The 19,000-nt window shown below is 55.6% G+C and carries 17 protein-coding genes and 1 riboswitch; of the genes, 9 read left to right on the plus strand and 8 right to left on the minus strand.

Annotated features, from left to right (window positions below):
• Window positions 1-3: 3 nt before the first annotated feature.
• From ftsL to ilvI, 6 genes are all read right to left on the minus strand, one after another.
• A complete protein-coding gene (ftsL, locus tag GSQ70_RS06805; protein ID WP_158781845.1) occupies window positions 4-324 on the minus strand; it encodes a cell division protein FtsL in 321 nt (106 codons plus the stop codon).
• A complete protein-coding gene (rsmH, locus tag GSQ70_RS06810; protein ID WP_158781846.1) occupies window positions 321-1,262 on the minus strand; it encodes a 16S rRNA (cytosine(1402)-N(4))-methyltransferase RsmH in 942 nt (313 codons plus the stop codon). The genes ftsL and rsmH overlap by 4 nt, the downstream gene beginning before the upstream one ends.
• A gap of 2 nt (window positions 1,263-1,264) precedes the next feature.
• Window positions 1,265-1,723: a division/cell wall cluster transcriptional repressor MraZ gene (gene mraZ / locus GSQ70_RS06815; RefSeq protein WP_158781847.1), complete on the minus strand. Its 459-nt coding sequence runs from the start codon at window positions 1,721-1,723 to the stop codon at window positions 1,265-1,267.
• A 536-nt stretch (window positions 1,724-2,259) separates the two neighbouring features.
• Window positions 2,260-3,270 (minus strand): catabolite repressor/activator, encoded by a 1,011-nt coding sequence (gene cra / locus GSQ70_RS06820; RefSeq protein ID WP_158781848.1) that lies wholly within the window; start codon window positions 3,268-3,270, stop codon window positions 2,260-2,262.
• A gap of 194 nt (window positions 3,271-3,464) precedes the next feature.
• Complete coding sequence (ilvN, locus tag GSQ70_RS06825; protein WP_158781849.1) at window positions 3,465-3,956, minus strand: acetolactate synthase small subunit; 492 nt, start codon at window positions 3,954-3,956, stop codon at window positions 3,465-3,467.
• Window positions 3,957-3,958: 2 nt separating this feature from the next.
• Window positions 3,959-5,683, minus strand: a complete 1,725-nt coding sequence (ilvI, locus tag GSQ70_RS06830) for an acetolactate synthase 3 large subunit (RefSeq protein ID WP_158781850.1) — start codon at window positions 5,681-5,683, stop codon at window positions 3,959-3,961.
• Window positions 5,684-6,406: 723 nt separating this feature from the next.
• Between ilvI and leuL the strand changes: the two genes are divergently transcribed.
• From leuL to leuD, 5 genes are all read left to right on the plus strand, one after another.
• Window positions 6,407-6,490: a leu operon leader peptide gene (gene leuL / locus GSQ70_RS26350; RefSeq protein WP_158785248.1), complete on the plus strand. Its 84-nt coding sequence runs from the start codon at window positions 6,407-6,409 to the stop codon at window positions 6,488-6,490.
• A gap of 91 nt (window positions 6,491-6,581) precedes the next feature.
• The gene (gene leuA / locus GSQ70_RS06840; protein ID WP_158781851.1) at window positions 6,582-8,150 is read left to right on the plus strand and encodes a 2-isopropylmalate synthase; all 1,569 of its coding nucleotides are present in this window, start codon (window positions 6,582-6,584) and stop codon (window positions 8,148-8,150) included.
• Window positions 8,150-9,238, plus strand: coding sequence for a 3-isopropylmalate dehydrogenase (gene leuB, locus GSQ70_RS06845; RefSeq protein ID WP_158781852.1), 1,089 nt, complete (start codon window positions 8,150-8,152; stop codon window positions 9,236-9,238). The genes leuA and leuB overlap by 1 nt, the downstream gene beginning before the upstream one ends.
• A gap of 2 nt (window positions 9,239-9,240) precedes the next feature.
• Complete coding sequence (gene leuC, locus GSQ70_RS06850; RefSeq protein WP_158781853.1) at window positions 9,241-10,671, plus strand: 3-isopropylmalate dehydratase large subunit; 1,431 nt, start codon at window positions 9,241-9,243, stop codon at window positions 10,669-10,671.
• A gap of 9 nt (window positions 10,672-10,680) precedes the next feature.
• Complete coding sequence (gene leuD / locus GSQ70_RS06855; protein ID WP_158781854.1) at window positions 10,681-11,286, plus strand: 3-isopropylmalate dehydratase small subunit; 606 nt, start codon at window positions 10,681-10,683, stop codon at window positions 11,284-11,286.
• A 319-nt stretch (window positions 11,287-11,605) separates the two neighbouring features.
• Here leuD and GSQ70_RS06860 read toward each other — a convergent pair whose 3' ends face one another.
• Window positions 11,606-12,784 (minus strand): sugar efflux transporter, encoded by a 1,179-nt coding sequence (locus GSQ70_RS06860; RefSeq protein WP_158781855.1) that lies wholly within the window; start codon window positions 12,782-12,784, stop codon window positions 11,606-11,608.
• 257 nt (window positions 12,785-13,041) lie between these two features.
• Between GSQ70_RS06860 and sgrR the strand changes: the two genes are divergently transcribed.
• The 4 genes from sgrR to thiQ all read left to right on the plus strand — a co-directional run bounded on the left by sgrR (window position 13,042) and on the right by thiQ (window position 18,148).
• Entirely contained in the window at window positions 13,042-14,703 is a 1,662-nt protein-coding gene (sgrR, locus tag GSQ70_RS06865) for an HTH-type transcriptional regulator SgrR (protein WP_158781856.1), read from the plus strand.
• 35 nt (window positions 14,704-14,738) lie between these two features.
• Window positions 14,739-14,845: riboswitch (TPP riboswitch) on the plus strand.
• Between the two features lie 45 nt (window positions 14,846-14,890).
• Complete coding sequence (gene thiB, locus GSQ70_RS06870) at window positions 14,891-15,877, plus strand: thiamine ABC transporter substrate binding subunit (protein WP_158781857.1); 987 nt, start codon at window positions 14,891-14,893, stop codon at window positions 15,875-15,877.
• Window positions 15,853-17,463 carry a thiamine/thiamine pyrophosphate ABC transporter permease ThiP gene (thiP, locus tag GSQ70_RS06875; RefSeq protein ID WP_158781858.1) on the plus strand — a complete coding sequence of 537 codons (1,611 nt, stop codon included), beginning with the start codon at window positions 15,853-15,855 and terminating at the stop codon, window positions 17,461-17,463. The genes thiB and thiP overlap by 25 nt, the downstream gene beginning before the upstream one ends.
• Complete coding sequence (thiQ, locus tag GSQ70_RS06880) at window positions 17,447-18,148, plus strand: thiamine ABC transporter ATP-binding protein ThiQ (RefSeq protein ID WP_158781859.1); 702 nt, start codon at window positions 17,447-17,449, stop codon at window positions 18,146-18,148. The genes thiP and thiQ overlap by 17 nt, the downstream gene beginning before the upstream one ends.
• Here the strand turns inward: thiQ and GSQ70_RS06885 are convergent.
• The gene (locus tag GSQ70_RS06885; RefSeq protein ID WP_158785249.1) at window positions 18,135-18,902 is read right to left on the minus strand and encodes a DedA family protein; all 768 of its coding nucleotides are present in this window, start codon (window positions 18,900-18,902) and stop codon (window positions 18,135-18,137) included. The two genes, thiQ and GSQ70_RS06885, sit on opposite strands and share 14 nt — an antisense overlap.
• Between the last annotated feature and the right edge of the window lie 98 nt (window positions 18,903-19,000).

The following is a 19,000-nucleotide window of genomic DNA, read 5'->3' on the forward strand; positions in this document are numbered from 1 at the left end:
CCCTTACGGTTGTACCACGATGTTTTCCTGCGATGGGTCGACATGCTGCATCTGCAGTTTTTCCGTTGCCGTCCTCTCAACCCGGCTGTGATCGCCGAGGGCATTCTCTTCCAGGATCAGGTTGCGCCACTCGATATCCAGCGCATCACGCTCCAGTACCAGCTGTTCACGCTGGGCGGTAAGCAGGCGGGTTTTATGCGCCGTGGTCACCACCAGTACCGAAGAGACCAACACGCCGGCAGCAAGGATTAACGGAATTTTGCCGTGGCGTAACAGATCGCCTGCAATTACTCCCGGTAAACTGTGTCGCTCGTTGCCAATCATGACGCGGTCCTCTCAGCGATACGTAGAACAGAGCTGCGCGCCCGTGGGTTTTCAGCCACTTCAGCTTCGCCCGGCATCATCTTGCCCAGAGCCTTAAGCTGACGCCCCCCTAACTTGCTTAATTGCGCCTCGGTCATTGGCAGACCAGCCGGAACCTGCGGACCGCGGCTCTGCTCGCGCATAAAGCGCTTCACAATGCGGTCTTCCAGTGAGTGGAAGCTGATCACTGACAGACGTCCTTCCGGAGCCAGCGCGGATAACGCACCTTTCAGTGCCTGCTCAATCTCTTCCAGCTCGCTGTTCACCCAGATACGGATTGCCTGAAAACTGCGGGTCGCTGGGTGTTTAAACTTGTCCTTCACTGGCGTGGCGGCATAAATCACATCCGCCAGCTCCTTGGTGCGCGTCATGGGCTGTTCACGGTTGCGCACAACAATGGCGCGGGCGATACGCCTGGCAAACCGCTCTTCACCAAAAGTCTTCAGCACGAAAGCGATATCGTTCTCTTCAGCCTGAAGCAGCCATTGCGAGGCCGACAATCCTTTGGTCGGGTCCATTCGCATGTCCAGCGGTCCGTCGCGCATAAATGAGAAGCCCCGCTCGGCATCATCCAACTGCGGGGAAGAGACCCCCAAATCCAGCAGAATGCCATCAATCTTGCCGGTCAGTCCCCGCTCTTCGGCATAGTCTGCCAGCGCGGAAAAGGGGCCGTGAATAATGGTGAAACGCGGGTCAGTAATGTCGGCTGCGGCTGCAATCGCTTGTGGGTCGCGATCGATGGCATACAGGCGGCCCTTCTCTCCCAGCTGCGAGAGGATCAGGCGTGAATGCCCACCTCGTCCAAAGGTGCCATCAATATAGATGCCGTCAGATCTGATATTGAGGGCGTTTACCGCCTCGTCCAACAGCACCGTGGTATGTCTGAAATTTTCCTGCATAGCTATAATGACAAGTCCTGCAAACGCTCAGATAATGGCTCCTGAGTCGACTGCTCCGCGTCAATATCCTCCCTGACTTGTTGATACCAGGTCTGTTCATCCCACAGCTCAAATTTGTTGAACTGTCCAACCAGCATCACTTCTTTGGTCAGGTTCGCGTGCTGGCGCAGCGTGTTCGCCACCAGCAGACGGCCTGCATTATCCATCTGGCATTCGCTGGCATGCCCGAGTAACAAACGCTGAACACGGCGTTCTGCGGGGTTCATGCTTGATAAGCGCGCCAGCTTACGTTCAATAATTTCCCATTCGGGCAGGGTATAAAGCAGCAGGCATGGCTGATGAAGGTCAATGGTACAAACCATTTGCCCCTGTGATTCCCCGATCAGCGTTTCGCGATAGCGCGTAGGCACGGCGAGCCGCCCTTTGCTGTCGAGATTGACTAACGTTGCCCCACGGAACATGCCAGCCTCACCCTCCAGTTACCCTCTTTCACCACTTTCCACCACAAATTCCCACCAAAGGAGTTTACGGAGCGGAGGAAAACATTGTCAAGCCGCAGCGGACGCCGATTAGGATTATTTCTTTACTGATAAAAACGCAAAGGAGTTAAAAAATCGCGGATCACTCAGGAATTTAAAAATAAACTAATGAATAGTGGCAGGAATTTCTGGAAGAATTTTACATTGCTCAAAAATATGCCAGTTTCAGGCCGCAAAAATTTCCGGAAGAACTTTGCGACGCAGGCGGCATTTTAAGGTATTTCTTAATAAAATCCCAGTCTGCACCCGTTGCACCTGTGCTACAGCTTAAGCAGATGTGTGGATTCCTAATAAACGTGAGGGAATATATAAAGATAAGGTTAAGCTCCTTCGCCTTTACTTTTACTTACGTAATGAAGCAGAGGATTAACGTTAACATTTTTAAACGGATGGATGAGAGAGGATGTCAGTGGGAAAAGTTATAAAGGCAGCGCTGGACTGCCTTTTTTTGTAAAACGTTAAGTTGTCTTGCGGCTTAATCGCCCACGGCGGTAGAGATTACGGCGAATTCGGGTTAATCCCGGTTTGGGTTTACGCGGTTCGTCCAGGCTGGCCAGCACCAGCTCCAACACCCGTTCCGCCACATCGCGGTGACGCTGGCCCACGGCCAGTACCGGACATTCGAGGAAATCCAGCAGCTCATGATCGCCGAAAGTGGCAATTGCCAGATCGGTCGGCAAGCGTCCTTCATGCTTCAGCGTCACGTCCATTACGCCCTGCAACAGACCGAACGAAGTGGTGAACAGCGCATCCGGCATCGGATTGGTTTCCAGCCAGGTTTCAAACAATGCTGCTGCGGCGGACCGTTCAAAACTGTTGGCGTAAATAAAATCAATTTTACGCGGATCGTCTTTCCACGCCTGGCGGAACCCCATTTCACGCAGGAAGCTGACCGACAACTCTGGCAGCGCACCGAGGAACAGGACAGACTCAACCGGCTGCTTACGCAGTTCAGCCGCCAGCATCTCTGAATCGTCCTGGTCTGCCCCCACCACGCTGGTGAAGTGTTCACGATCCAGCGCGCGGTCCAGCGCAATGATCGGCAGCGGATCGTTGGCCCAGCGCTGGTAGAAGGGGTGTTCCGGCGGCAGAGCGGTGGAAACGATAATCGCATCAACCTGACGCTGCAGCAGATGCTCAACGCAGCGCATCTCGTTGTCGGGCTGATCTTCAGAGCAGGCAATCAGCAGCTGATAGCCGCGCTGGCGAGCCTGACGTTCAAGATAGTTAGCGATGCGGGTGTAGCTGGTATTCTCAAGGTCGGGAATAACCAGGCCAATAGAGCGGGTACGCCCTGCACGCAGTCCTGCAGCAACCGCGTTAGGATGGTAATTATGCTCACGCACTACCGCCATCACCTTCTCGACGGTTTTATCGCTGACACGATACTGCTTGGCTTTACCATTGATAACGTAGCTGGCCGTCGTGCGCGATACTCCGGCAAGGCGCGCAATTTCATCCAGTTTCACAATAACTCCACCTGGCACCGCAACGGCGCAAAAAATAGCCACATCGCGGCTATGGATAAGACATTTGTTACATCTAACAGCAGATTAGTTTAGCGAGCAACTGCTTTTAGTTATGCGGGGGGGCTTTCTGTCAAAAATAAAAAACCCGGCATTACGCCGGGTTAGCCTAGTACAGAGCCTGTTGACGGGCGAAATTATCGCATAATGCGATCGCCTCTGGAGACGCCAACGATGCCGGAGCGGGCCACTTCAACAATTTCGGCCACGTCGCGCACGGTGCTCAGGAAGGCATCCAGCTTGTCGCTGGTCCCGGCGAGCTGAACCGTATAAAGCGACGGCGTGACGTCAACGATCTGACCGCGGAAAATTTCAGCGCTGCGCTTCACCTCTTCACGACCGTAACCGCTGGCCTGGATTTTCACCAGCATAATCTCACGCTCAACGTAAGCGCCCTGCCCCAGTTCACTGACACGCAGCACGTCCACCAGCTTATGCAGCTGCTTTTCGATCTGCTCCAGCACCTTTTCATCACCCACGGTCTGAATGGTCATGCGCGAAAGCGTTGGATCGTCAGTTGGCGCGACGGTCAGGCTTTCAATGTTGTAACCGCGCTGGGAGAACAGGCCCACCACGCGCGACAATGCGCCGGATTCGTTTTCCAGCAGTACCGATAAAACACGACGCATAATTAAGTCCTCTCCGTTTTGCTCAGCCACATTTCGTCCATCCCACCACCGCGAATCTGCATTGGGTATACGTGCTCGGTGCCATCAACGTTGACATCCACAAACACCAGCCGTCCTTTGCCCAACTCTTCCAGCGCCTGGGTCAGCTTCGGCTCCAGCTCATGAGGATGGTTGATGCCGATCCCGACATGGCCATAAGCCTCCGCCAGACGGACGAAATCAGGCAGCGATTCCATATAGGACTGAGAATGGCGGCCGGAGTAAATCATGTCCTGCCACTGCTTCACCATACCGAGGAAACGGTTGTTGAGGCTCAGCACCAGCACTGGCAGATCATACTGCAGCGCAGTGGACAGCTCCTGAATGTTCATCTGGATACTGCCGTCGCCAGTGACGCAAACCACGGTTTCTTCCGGCAGCGCCAGCTTAACACCCAGCGCGGCTGGCAGGCCAAAGCCCATGGTGCCGAGACCGCCTGAGTTAATCCAACGGCGCGGCTTGTCAAACTGATAGTAAAGCGCGGCGAACATCTGATGCTGTCCCACATCGGAGGTCACATACGCCTCGCCTTTGGTCAGGCGCCAGATGGTTTCGATTACAGCCTGTGGTTTGATCTTTTCGCTGCTGCGATCGAACTCCAGGCAGTGACGGGCACGCCACTGTTCGATGCTCTGCCACCAGTCGCGCAGGCTGTCGTAATTCTGTTCATTTTCGCCCTGAGCCATTAGCTCGATCATCTGGCTCAGCACCTGTTTCGCATCACCGACGATCGGCACATCTGCCGCCACAGTTTTCGAAATTGACGTCGGATCGATGTCAATATGCAGCACCGTCGCGTTCGGACAATACCTGGCGAGATTGTTGGTGGTCCGATCATCAAAGCGCACGCCGACGGCAAAAATCACATCAGCATTATGCATGGTCATGTTGGCTTCATAGGTGCCGTGCATCCCCAGCATTCCGACGCTCTGCCGATGGGTGCCCGGAAACGCGCCCAGCCCCATCAGCGAGCAGGTTACCGGCAGATTCAGTTTTTCAGCAATCTGGCGCAGCTCATCGTGACACTCCGCGTTAATCACGCCGCCACCGGCATAAATCACCGGTTTTTTGGCGGCCAGCAGAGTTTGCAGCGCGCGCTTAATTTGTCCCTTATGCCCCTGCGTGGTTGGGTTATAAGAACGCATGCTGACAGATTCCGGCCAGACGTAAGGCAGCTTGTTCGCCGGGCTCATCACATCTTTCGGCAGGTCGATTACCACCGGTCCGGGACGGCCGCTGGAGGCCAGCCAGAACGCTTTTTTCATTACCGCAGGAATATCTTCCGCCTGCCTGACCATAAAGCTGTGCTTCACCACCGGACGGGAGATGCCGACCATATCGCACTCCTGGAAGGCATCATAACCAATCAGCGAAGAAGGCACCTGACCGGAGAGCACGACCATCGGAATGGAATCCATGTAAGCAGTGGCAATGCCGGTAATGGCATTGGTTGCACCCGGGCCGGAGGTGACCAGCACCACGCCCACTTCACCGGTAGAACGGGAATAGCCATCTGCCATATGCACGGCACCCTGCTCATGGCGGACCAGCACGTGATCAATACCGCCGACAGTCTGCAGTGCATCGTAGATATCCAGTACGGCCCCGCCGGGGTAGCCGAATACATGTTTAACGCCCTGATCGATCAACGATCGGACGACCATCTCGGCTCCTGACAACATCTCCATTTTTGCCTCCAGGCTTTAAGGTGCTGATTTATCTGCGAGCGCCTCCGGCAAGGACGTAGGGCGGGAGCGGGCGGATAAGGTCAAAACCTGTATTTAGTAAAGGGGTGGAAATCGTTTCCAAAATCCAGTACAGGGCAGCGCCCCGGTGTTTTTGCTTTTAGTTGAGGAAATACCATAACCGCAGAAAAGTTAGCAGGCAAACGCCATCCAGGTTACCGGGGCAGGACAGTGGATGTTAAGGCGCTACTTCCGGTGGGGACTTAACGACAAATACACTGACCAGACGGCTGAAGAAAAGCGGTTTATACTGCCGGAAAATTAATTTACAGCGCGATCGTTTTGTTATTAAAACAAAGTTAACAAGATTTGAAGCGTACCTGTTCAAATTTTGTCACTATTTTAGGTTTATATTCTTAATGAATTTAATTTCTTAAAATAATTAACTGAGCTCAGGGTTATTATTAGCCGGGTTAACCCATAAGTTTTACCTATGCAACACATTGATTAAACAGGTGTTTCAGGCCTGATTTTAGAGGATATTTTTTCTCATCCTCCGGGCAGAGATTTCTGAGAACAGCCACCGTGCCTTTTTCTTCTGCAACCTGCCCTGGCCTCAGAATAATTTCCCTTAACCGCTCTGTTATAACCTTACGGCCAGGGTTGACATCCCCCCCGGCTTTCAAGTATCAATAAGGGAACAGCAAATTTACGAGGTCTGACTCAATGATTCGTACCACCCTCCTACTTGGTCTACTACTAAACGCATTCACTGTGCGCGGTAGACTTGTGGGCGGAATGAATCACTGATTCAGGCTTGCAAACCTAGAAAACCCGCGCCATTGCGCGGGTTTTTTTATGCCCGTAGTTCTGGCAAAGCAAACTCGACAAGGAATACCCGATGAGCGAACAAGTAATTATTTTCGATACCACTCTGCGTGACGGCGAACAGGCGTTACAGGCTAGTCTGAGCGTTAAAGAAAAACTGCAAATCGCACTCGCACTGGAGCGTATGGGCGTTGATGTAATGGAAGTTGGCTTCCCTATCTCCTCTCCTGGTGACTTTGAATCGGTACAAACCATTGCCCGTCAGGTCAAAAACAGCCGTGTTTGCGCCCTGGCGCGCTGCGTTGAGAAGGACATTGACGCGGCCTATGAAGCCCTGAAAGTGGCAGAGGCCTACCGTATTCATACTTTCCTGGCAACCTCGCCAATGCATATCGCCACCAAATTGCGCAGCACGCTGCCGGAAGTGATTGAGCGTGCAGTGGCCATGGTGAAACGCGCCCGTAACTACACCAACGACGTTGAATTCTCCTGTGAAGATGGCGGCCGTACCCCTATTGATGATCTGTGCCGCGTGGTGGAAGCGGCGATCAATGCCGGTGCCACCACCATCAATATCCCGGATACCGTGGGTTACACCCTGCCGGGCGAGTACAGCAACATCTTCGCTCAGCTGCGCAACCGCGTACCTAACATTGATAAAGCCATTCTGTCCGTGCATACCCATGACGATTTGGGCATGGCGACCGGTAACGTTCTGGCTGCACTGCAGGCCGGTGCCCGTCAGGTAGAAGGAACCATCAACGGTCTGGGCGAGCGTGCCGGTAACTGTGCGCTGGAAGAAGTGATCATGGCGATCAAAGTCCGCAGCCAGCTGATGAACCTGCACACCAACATCAAACATAACGAAATCTACCGCACCAGCCAGATGGTCAGCCAGATTTGTAATATGCCTATCCCGGCGAACAAAGCGGTGGTCGGTACCGGTGCCTTCGCCCACTCCTCCGGTATTCATCAGGACGGCGTGCTGAAGAACCGTGAAAACTACGAAATCATGACCCCGGAGTCGATCGGCCTGAACCAGGTGCAGTTGAACCTGACCTCACGCTCCGGCCGTGCGGCAGTAAAACACCGCATGGATGAAATGGGTTACAAAGAGAATGACTACAATCTGGATGCGCTGTATGACGCTTTCCTGAAGCTGGCGGACAAAAAAGGCCAGGTGTTCGATTACGATCTGGAAGCGCTGGCGTTCATCAACAAACAGAACGAAGAGCCTGAACACTTCCGCCTGGATTACTTCAGCGTGCAGTCCGGCTCGAGCGTGATGGCAACTGCCTCCGTGAAGCTGGGCTGTGGTGAAGAAGTGAAATCCGAAGCGGCAACCGGTAACGGCCCGGTAGACGCGGTCTATCAGGCGATCAACCGCATCACCGATTTCGATGCCGAACTGGTGAAATATCAGCTGACCGCCAAAGGTCACGGCAAAGATGCGCTGGGTCAGGTGGATATCGTGGTCAACTACAATGGCCGTAAATTCCACGGTGTGGGTCTGGCAACAGATATCGTGGAATCCTCAGCCAAAGCGATGATCAATGCCCTGAACAACATCTGGCGCGCCCGTCAGGTTGAGCAGGAACTGCAGCGTAAATCTAAAGCCAAAGACCAGAAGGAAGCGGTGTAATGTCCAGGACTTATCATATTGCAGTGTTACCCGGTGACGGAATCGGCCCGGAAGTTATGGCTCAGGCCGGTAAAGTGCTCGATGCCATACGTCAGCGTTTTGGTATGCGCATCACCACCAGCGAATATGATGTCGGCGGCGTGGCCATCGACCGTCACGGCGAACCGCTGCCACCAGCAACAGTCGCAGGCTGCGAACAGGCAGATGCCATTCTGTTTGGTTCGGTAGGTGGCCCGAAATGGGAACATTTACCTCCTGCGGAGCAGCCAGAGCGAGGTGCCCTGCTGCCTTTGCGTAAACACTTTAAGCTGTTCAGCAACCTGCGCCCGGCCAGCCTGCATCAGGGGCTTGAAGCCTTCTGCCCATTGCGCAGCGATATTGCGGCCAAAGGCTTTGATATCCTGGTGGTGCGTGAGCTGACCGGCGGCATCTATTTTGGTCAGCCAAAAGGTCGTGAAGGCAGCGGCCAGCACGAGCGCGCTTTCGATACTGAGGTGTATCACCGTTTTGAGATTGAGCGTATTGCCCGTATCGCCTTTGAATCAGCCCGCAAGCGCCGCAAAAAAGTCACCTCAATCGATAAAGCTAACGTGCTGCAGTCCTCGATTTTGTGGCGTCAGATTGTGAATGAAGTGGCGTCAGATTATCCGGATGTCGAACTGAGCCACATGTATATCGACAACGCCACCATGCAGCTAATCAAAGAGCCATCACAGTTCGACGTGATGCTTTGTTCAAACCTGTTCGGCGACATTCTCTCTGACGAATGCGCGATGATCACCGGTTCGATGGGCATGCTGCCGTCTGCCAGCCTCAATGAGCAGGGCTTCGGCCTGTTTGAGCCAGCTGGTGGCTCCGCCCCGGATATCGCCGGTAAAAATATTGCCAACCCGATTGCCCAGATCCTCTCCCTCTCACTGCTGCTGCGCTACAGCCTGGACGCAGCCGAAGCTGCCGATGCCATTGAGCAGGCAGTCAGCCGCGCGCTGGCGGAAGGCTACCGCACCGGAGATTTAGCCGGTGACGGCAACGCCATCAGCACCGGGGAAATGGGCTCGATTATTGCCCGATTTATCAGCGAAACCTGATTATGAAAACATTATACGAGAAGCTGTTTGATGCCCACGTCGTGTATGAAGCGCCAAATGAAACGCCGCTGCTGTACATCGATCGCCACCTGGTGCATGAAGTGACCTCAGCGCAGGCCTTTGATGGCCTGCGGGCGCACGGACGACCGGTGCGCCAGCCGTCAAAGACCTTCGCAACAATGGATCACAATGTCTCCACCCAGACTCGTGATATTAACGCCAGCGGCGAGATGGCCCGCATCCAGATGTCGATGCTGATCAAGAACTGCGAAGAGTTTGGCGTGCGTTTGTATGACCTTAAACACCCTTTCCAGGGCATCGTACATGTGATGGGTCCTGAGCAGGGGATGTCCCTGCCGGGCATGACCATCGTCTGCGGCGACTCGCACACCTCCACCCACGGTGCTTTCGGGGCGCTGGCCTTTGGTATCGGCACCTCCGAGGTGGAACACGTGCTGGCAACGCAGACGCTGAAACAGTCCCGTGCCAAAACCATGAAGATAGAAGTGTCCGGCCAGACTGCACCGGGGATAACAGCCAAAGATATCGCGCTGGCGATTATTGGCAAAACCGGCAGCGGCGGCGGTAACGGCCATGTGGTTGAGTTTTGCGGTCCGGCGGTGGAAGCCCTGAGCATGGAAGGCCGTATGACGCTGTGTAATATGGCCATTGAACTGGGGGCGAAAGCGGGCCTGGTCGCACCGGATGACACCACCTTCAACTATGTTAAAGGCCGCCAGTTTGCCCCCGACGCTCAGGCCTGGGACGAGGCGGTGGCTTACTGGCGCACGCTGAAATCCGACAGCGGCGCGAAGTTCGACAAAGTGGTTACCCTGAATGCGGCCGATATTGCTCCACAGGTGACCTGGGGAACCAATCCGGGACAGGTGATTGCGGTGAATGACTTTATTCCTGACCCCGCCTCGTTCAGCGATCCTAACGAGCGGGCTTCAGCGGAAAAAGCGCTGGCCTATATGGATCTCAAACCCGGGATAAGGCTGACTGACGTTTCGATCGATAAAGTGTTTATCGGATCCTGCACCAACTCGCGAATCGAAGATTTGCGGGCCGCTGCGGCAGTCGTTAAAGGACACAAAATCGCTGATGGGGTGCAGGCTTATGTGGTGCCAGGCTCCGGCCCGGTTAAAGCTCAGGCTGAAGCGGAAGGTCTGGACAAGATCTTCCTTGATGCCGGTTTCGAATGGCGCTTGCCTGGCTGCTCGATGTGCCTGGCGATGAACAATGACCGCCTTAACCCGGGCGAGCGTTGTGCCTCCACCAGCAACCGTAATTTTGAAGGTCGCCAGGGGCGCGGAGGGCGTACTCATCTGCTCAGCCCGGCCATGGCGGCAGCGGCGGCAATAGCCGGTCACTTTGCTGACATACGCGAGCAGAACAGTTTGCAGCCAGTGTCCGCAGCGACCCTCAATTAAGGAGCCACCATGGCGAGGAAATTTACGCAGCATACCGGCATTGTGGTGCCAATGGATGCCGCCAACGTGGACACCGATGCCATCATCCCGAAGCAGTTTTTGCAGATGGTGACGCGCACCGGTTTTGGCCGCAACCTGTTCTATGACTGGCGTTATACCGATGCGGAAGGCCAGATCCCAAACCCGGATTTTGTGCTTAACAAACCGGCGTTCAGCGGTGCCAGCATTATGCTGACGCGCGAGAACTTTGGCTGTGGCTCTTCCCGCGAACATGCTCCCTGGGCGCTGACCGACTATGGCATTCAGGCGATTGTCGGCAGCGACTTCGCGGACATCTTTGCCAACAACTCTTTCAATAATCAGCTGTTGCTGGTGACGCTGAGCGAAGAGGAAGTGGACGAACTGTTCCGGAAAGTGGCGAATGAGCCTGGCGTGAGTTTTACGGTCGATCTGGAAAACCAGCAGGTCATCGCCGGTGAGAAGCGCTATCCGTTCAGCATCGACAGCTTCCGCCGTCACTGCCTGATTAACGGGCTGGATAACATTGGTCTGACGCTGCAGCACGATGCGGATATCAGCGCTTACGAACAAAAACAGCCTGCGTTTTTACGGTAATCCCGGTATATAGCCCGGCGAATGAAGGTGGCAGAAGCCCTACACAAGCGACTCAGAAGTTTAAAGCTCGGGGAACACAGGCCGGGAATAAAGCGTCTCACGCCATGGACGGCGTGAGTCGAGCAGTCAGGGACGACGCTTTTTGCGTCTTTATGAGCGGCCTGTGTTCCCCGTGCAGGCATCATGACGCTTTTGAAGTTGACCTGTTCCCCGCACCACATGCTTCAGTGTCGTCTGATAAAATGTTAGTTTGTGCTAACACCCTCATCCACTTCTTCCGACATCACCAAAGCCGCCTGAACCAGGTTTCCGTCAGTCCTCAGACATCCTTCACTTTCGCGGACATCGCCAGCGAGACCAGCGAGAGAAGCAGCGCCACCCAGTACACCGAAGAGTGCCCGAATGTCTCCGCCATCGCGCCCTGCAGTACTCCCGCCAGGATCACCCCGGTCATAATACTGTTGGTGAACAGCGTGGTGGCAGCTCCCGGCCGCCCCGGCATCAGATCCTGAAAATAGAGCATACCAATCCCCGCCACGATGCCGATAAACACCGCATTAAAGATCTGCAGCACCATAAGCGCCACCCGCGAGTGGAACAGCACCAGCCCAAGGTAAAACACCACGCCCGCCGCTACGGCGAACAGCATCATTTTGCGCTTACCAAACCGCTTAACGTAATGTCCTGCCAGCAGCATGGCTGGAATTTCCAGCCCGGCAGCCACGCCCATCAGCAGCCCGGCCAGACGGTCAGGCAGGCCTAACACGCTGCTGATATACAGTGGCATATCAATGATATACATGGTGTTGCAGGTCCACATCAGCAACGAGGCAATAAACAGCAGCCTGACATCTTTATTCTTCCACGCGCTGGTCTGAGTCATCACCACTTCCGGCGACTGCTCAACCCTGGGCACGGAAGGTAACGCAAACCAAATCAGCGCGATACACACCACAAACAGCCCGGCAGCAACCAGAAACATGGTGGTGAAGCCGTAATTGAGCGCCAGTGCGAAAGAGAGCGGCGGCCCGACAACCCATGCGAGAGAAAGCTGTGCACGCATCACCGAGCTGAACATCACCACTTCCCGCGCCGAGCTGTCGGCATATTCACGGGCCAGCGCAAAAATCTGCGGCATCGACACGCTGGCCAGCGCGGACAGCAGTACGCCAAAAGTGATCAGCGTCAGGTAGTGACGATTAAAGGCAAACAGCAGTGCATTCCCCACCGCCATCAGGCAGCAGAACAGGATCAGCATTCTCCGGTCGCCGCTGTTATCGGAGCGTTTGGCCAGCAACAGGCTGACCACAATGCCCGCTATCGCGTTGACGGTATAGAACAGTCCCACCCAGAACGGACGCACCACCACCTCGCGCGTCAGGAACAGGCTGAGCGTCGGCGCCTGCAGCGCACCCGCCACGCCCACCATAAAAGAGACGGCCATAAACGCAAGATAGACAGGATTAAGACGACGGCGAGGCGATCGATCCGATTTCATACCTGGTCCTTCAAGAAAAATGTCGTTGCACAAAGCAGACGACAAAGAGGAAGCATAGAAGAAAAAACGGCCCAATGAAAAAAGCCAGCAGGTAAAAAAACCGGCTGGCTGGTGAAGTCGCACCATACTCAGATATAAATAGTTCACGATGTCAGAGCGCCATTCAGAGAATGCCTCCCGCTCTTTCATCTGTGCCTATTATTGGCCTAATATAAGGCAGGAAAAACAGACAGCTTTACCGCAAGGGTTCCCCTTTTATGTCCTCACCCCGCTTACAACAGCAGTTCATCCGGCTCTGGCAATGCTGCGAAGGGCAGTCTCAGGAGACTACCCTAAGCGCGCTGGCCATACAACTCAGCTGCTCCCGTCGCCATATGCGTAACCTGCTGAATGCCATGCAGGCTCAGGGATGGCTGGAGTGGCAGGCCGAAGCTGGCAGGGGAAAACGCTCGAAGCTCAGCTTCCTCTATACCGGGCTGGCGCTGCAGCAGCAGCGCGCGGAAGACCTGCTGGAGCAGGATCGCATCGATCAGCTGGTGCAGCTGGTGGGAGATAAAAATACCGTCCGCCAGATGCTGATTTCCCATCTGGGACGGAGCTTCCGCCAGGGCAAACATATCCTGCGCGTGCTCTATTACCGATCGCTGCTCAACCTGCTGCCCGGCACCCCGCTCCGGCGTTCGGAGACGCATCTTGCCCGGCAAATCTTCAGCGGGCTGACGCGGATAAATGAGGAAAATGGGGAAATAGAAGCCGATATTGCCCACCACTGGCAACAGGTCTCGCCACTGCACTGGCGTTTTTATTTACGTCCCGCAATCCATTTCCATCATGGCCGCGAGCTGGAGATGGCCGACGTTATCGCCACGCTCGAAAGACTGAAAAGCCAGCCGCTGTACGCCAACCTCCGGCAAATTGCCTCTTCCACCCCCTGGACACTGGATATCCACCTGCACCATCCCGACAGCTGGCTGCCGTGGCTGCTGGGTAGCGTCAATACCATGATCCTGCCAGAAGAGTGGCCTTCGATGCCGGACTTCTCACGTCAACCGGTTGGCACTGGCCCCTATGCCGTGGTGCGAAATCAGCAGACCCAGCTGCGGATCCAGGCTTTTGATGACTATTTTGGTTTCCGTGCGCTGATCGATGAGGTCAACATCTGGGTGCTGCCGGATATCAGCGAGGAACTGGTCTATTCCGGCGTCAGGCTACAGGGCGGCAGCGTTGACGAAAAATCAGAAGAGAGCCGCCTGGAAGAAGGCTGTTACTTCCTGTTGTTCGACCAGCGTTCTGAACAGGGACGCAATGAACAACTGCGGCGCTGGGTGAGCATGATTTTCAATCCGATAGCCCTGCTCAGCAATGCGGGAATTGGCTATCAGCGCTACTGGTTCCCGGCCTATGGCCTGCTGCCACGCTGGCACCACCGGCGAGATATGACCGTCACTCCTAAACCTGTGGGACTGACCTCGCTGACGCTCACCTGGTACAACGATCATATTGAACATCAGGGTATCGCCAACGCGCTTGAACCCATTCTGGCAGCGCACGGAGTGAAACTGGTGACTCAGCAGGTCGACTATGAGACCTGGCACCGTGGCGAGGCAGAAAGCGATATCTGGCTGGGCAGCGCTAACTTTACCCTGCCGCTGGAGTTCTCGCTGTTCGCCCTGCTTTATGAAGTCCCGCTGGTGCACCACTGCGTGAAAATTGACTGGGAAAAAGATGCACAGCTGTGGCGTGAACATAAGTTACCGCTGGCGGAATGGAGCAAACAGTTGATCAACACCTACAGCCTGCATCCCTTGTTCCACCACTGGCTGCTGCTGGAAGGTGAACGCAGCATGCGCGGCGTGCGGATGAACACTTTGGGCTGGTTTGACTTTAAATCTGCCTGGTTTGCCCCGCCCGAATCATGACGCTTTCGCTACCGCCGGGAAATCACTAGAATAGGCCGTTCTCAACGGGGTGCGTAACAGGTTATTAACTTCTTACGCTGAGACAGACCCGTCGAACCTGATCCGGATTATACCGGCGTAGGGATTTGAGAGTGTTTTAGCCCGCTCAGATCCTTTGCGATACCCTAAACCGTCAAGGAAACGCAAAGTGTTAAAGAAAGTCCTTCCTCTGCTAATTATCAGTGCATTCCCTACTTTTGCCGCCAAACCTCAGCTTACGGTTTACACCTACGACTCCTTCTCTGCCGACTGGGGCCCCGGCCCGGCTATCAAGAAAGCCTTTGAAGCCAACTGTGGCTGCGAACTGAAGTACGTCACGCTGGAAGACGGCGTTTCGCTGCTTAATCGCGTGCGTATGGAAGGTAAAAACAGCAAGGCTGACGTGGTACTGGGGCTGGATAACAACCTGCTGGATGCCGCTGAAAAAACCAATCTGTTTGCCAAAAGCAACGTCGACACCAGCAAAACCACCGTACCTGGCGGCTGGAAAGACAGCACATTTGTACCTTTTGACTATGGCTGGTACGCCTTTGTTTATGACAACACTAAGCTGCAAAACCCGCCGAAAAGCCTGAAAGAACTGGTGGAGACCGATCGCCCGCTGAAGGTGATTTATGAAGATCCCCGTACCAGCACGCCAGGCCTGGGCCTGCTGCTGTGGATGCAGAAAGTCTATGGCGATAAATCCCCGCAAGCCTGGCAGAAACTGGCGAAGAAAACGGTCACCGTGACCAAGGGCTGGAGTGAAGCCTATGGGTTGTTCCTGAAGGGCGAGAGCGATATGGTACTCAGTTACACCACTTCTCCGGCGTACCACCTGATCGAAGAGAAGAAGTCGCAGTATGCCGCAGCTAATTTCAGCGAAGGCCACTACCTGCAGGTTGAAGTTGCGGGGCAGCTGAAATCCAGCAAACAGCCACAGCTGGCGCAGAAGTTTATGCAATTCATGCTGGATAAACCCTTCCAGGACACCATCCCGACCGGCAACTGGATGTATCCGGTGGTGAAAAGCCAGCTGCCAGCCGGGTTTGATACCCTGACCGTGCCGGCAACTTCGCTGCAATACACCCCGCAGGAAGTGGCCAGTCATCGCAGCGAATGGATCTGTGCATGGCAACGCGCCGTCAGCCGCTGATCCTCGCGGCTTTAGTGCCCGGCGGCCTTGCAGCGATGCTGCTGGTCGCCGTGGCACTGCTGGCTTTCTGTGCTTTGTGGTACAACGCGCCAGAGATCGACTGGAGCGCTGTCTGGCATGATGATTATCTGTGGCACGTGCTGCGCTTCTCATTCCTGCAGGCTTCTCTCTCCGCCGTACTGGCTGTGGTGCCCGCGATTCCGCTGTCCCGTGCGCTGTACCGACGCCGCTTCCGGGGAAGAGAAGCCTTGCTGAGGTTGTGCGCCATGACGCTGGTGTTGCCGGTGCTGGTGGCGGTATTCGGTATCCTCAGCGTTTACGGCCGCACCGGTTGGCTGGCCACGCTCTGTGCCGGGCTTGGAATCGACTACAATTTCACTCCTTACGGGCTGCAGGGCATCCTGCTGGCACATGTTTTCTTTAACCTCCCGCTGGCGTCCCGGTTACTGTTGCAGGCGCTGGAGCAAATACCCGGCGAGCAGCGCCAGCTGGCCGCTCAGCTGGGCATGAAAGGCTGGGATCACTTCCGCATTGTGGAATGGCCGTGGCTGCGACGCCAAATCCTGCCAGCCGGTGCGCTGATCTTTATGCTGTGCTTCGCCAGCTTTGCCACCGTGCTGTCACTGGGCGGCGGTCCCAAAGCGACCACCATCGAACTCGCCATTTTCCAGGCACTAAGCTTTGATTACGATCCGGGACGCGCGGCACTGCTGGCGCTGATTCAGATGGCGTGCTGCCTGGGACTGGTGATGCTCAGCCAGCGCCTCAGTAAAGCCATACCGTCCGGCACGGCCAGCGTCAGCGGCTGGCGTAATCCGCAGGACAGCCTGTCGGCAAAAACTCTGGATACTGTACTGATCTCGCTGGCCCTGCTGCTGCTGCTGCCGCCACTGCTGGCGGTGATTGTTGACGGTATCAATCGCGGCTTGCCCACCGTACTGCAACAACCGGCGCTGTGGCAGGCCACGTTCACTTCAGTCCGTATTGCGGTGGCTGCGGGTGTACTCTGTGTGATCCTGACGACCATGCTACTGTGGAGCAGCCGGGAACTCCGGCTTAAACAGCGTGAGTTTGCCGGACAAGCGCTGGAGATGAGCGGCATGCTGATCCTCGCTATGCCTGGCATCGTGCTGGCGACCGGCTTTTTCCTGTTGCTCAACCAGACCACTGGCTTGCCGCAATCGGCAGATGGCATTGTGATTTTCACCAATGCGCTGATGGCCGTGCCTTACGCCATGAAAGTACTGGAAAACCCGCTGCGGGACATTGCCGAACGCTATAACCGCCTGTGCCTGTCGCTGGATATCCGCGGCTGGAACCGGCTGCGACTGATTGAACTGCGGGCGCTGAAGCGACCGCTGGCTCAGGCGCTGGCTTTCGCCTGCGTGCTGTCAATTGGCGATTTCGGCGTGGTGGCGCTGTTTGGCAACGAAGACTTCCGTACGCTGCCGTTCTACCTCTACCAGCAAATTGGCTCTTACCGCAGTGAAGACGGTGCGGTAACCGCCCTGCTGCTGCTGTTGCTGTGTTTCCTGTTATTCACCCTGATTGAAAAACTGCCGGGCCGCTATGCTGACGCTGACTAACCTTACCTGGATCTATAACCACCTGCCGATGCGCTTTTCACTCAATATGCAGGTCGGGGAAAGGCTTGCCGTGCTGGGGCCAAGCGGCGCGGGGAAAAGTACCCTGCTGAGCCTGATTGCTGGTTTTCTGACGGCGGACAGCGGCAGCCTGCTGATTAACGGCGAGGAGCACAGCGAGACGCCTCCCGCCAGGCGACCGGTCTCAATGCTGTTTCAGGAGAACAATCTGTTTCCGCATCTGACGGTAGCGCAGAACATTGGCCTGGGGTTAGATCCGGGGCTAAAACTGGATCACCAGCAAAAGCAGGCGCTGCAAAGCATTGCGCAGCGTGTCGGGCTGGAAGAGTACCTGACGCGCCGGCCTGGAGAACTGTCCGGCGGTCAGCGCCAGCGTGCCGCCCTCGCCCGTTGCCTGGTACGGAAACAGCCGGTACTGCTGCTGGACGAACCTTTCTCGGCGCTGGATCCGGCACTGCGTCAGGAGATGCTGCAACTGGTGGATGAAGTTTGCCTGGAGCGCAATATCACCCTGCTGATGGTATCGCACAGTATTGAAGATGCTGCACGCATTACGCCGCGCAGCGTGCTGATTGTTGATGGCCGGGTGTACTGGGACGGCAGAACTTCAGCTCTGCTGCAGGGCGAGGTCAGTGAAGCTGCGGTGTTGGGGATCAGTGTCCGATAAAGACCTGCCACAGTAGCTGGCGGAAGACCGGCATCATCGGGTTAAACTGAAGGGCGACAAAGCTGGCGACAGCAATCACCATCATTAACGGTGCCAGCCAGCGCAGGCGGGAAGACGGCAGATACAGCGTCGCCCAGTCGGACTGTTTTTTCGCCCGAAGCCAGCGCCAGCACAGCCAGCAGCCAAGCCACACCAGCAGCGCTACCGCCAGCAGGAGCCATTTAAACGTGCCGCTGCTGGCGTCCTTTGGCACATCAATCGCCACCCCGGCCAGGATCCCCGGCAGCAGGTAGAGCGGCGGCCACAGCACGCAGCCGATAATATTCGGCGGAATAAACTTCTTCACCGGCAGCTCAAGCATCCCCGCCACCAGCGGGATCAGCGGTCGGGTTGGCCCGACAAAACGGCCGACAATGATGGTGAACATGCTGTGCTGATGTAACGCATGCTCGGTCTTGTTCATCAGCGCCTGATGCTTTTTAATGAAGGACCAGCGGTGCAGCGGCCCTTTAAACTGCCAGCCGATCAGATAGGAGGCCCAGTCACCTACCAGGCAACCGACGGTACCCGCAAGCCAGGCAGGATACAGCCCGATCTGCCCGCTGCCGATCAGTGCGCCAAACGACGCCATCAGCACCGTTCCGGGCAGCAGCAATCCCACCAGCGCCAGCGACTCGAAAAAGGTAATCAACCCTACAGCCAGCAGCGACCAGGCAAGTGATTGCGTAATAAGATGTTCCAGCCAGGCTTCCATACTATCCACATTCTTTTCATCAGGATGACGGATTGTCGTGAGCCACCCTGAATCCGTCAAGCGCTGTTTTGTATGCGGATACTGTTAAGAGCGGCAAC

Origin of the sequence: Pantoea sp. BAV 3049 (assembly GCF_009765445.1) — a bacterium.
Lineage (GTDB): Bacteria > Pseudomonadota > Gammaproteobacteria > Enterobacterales > Enterobacteriaceae > Erwinia.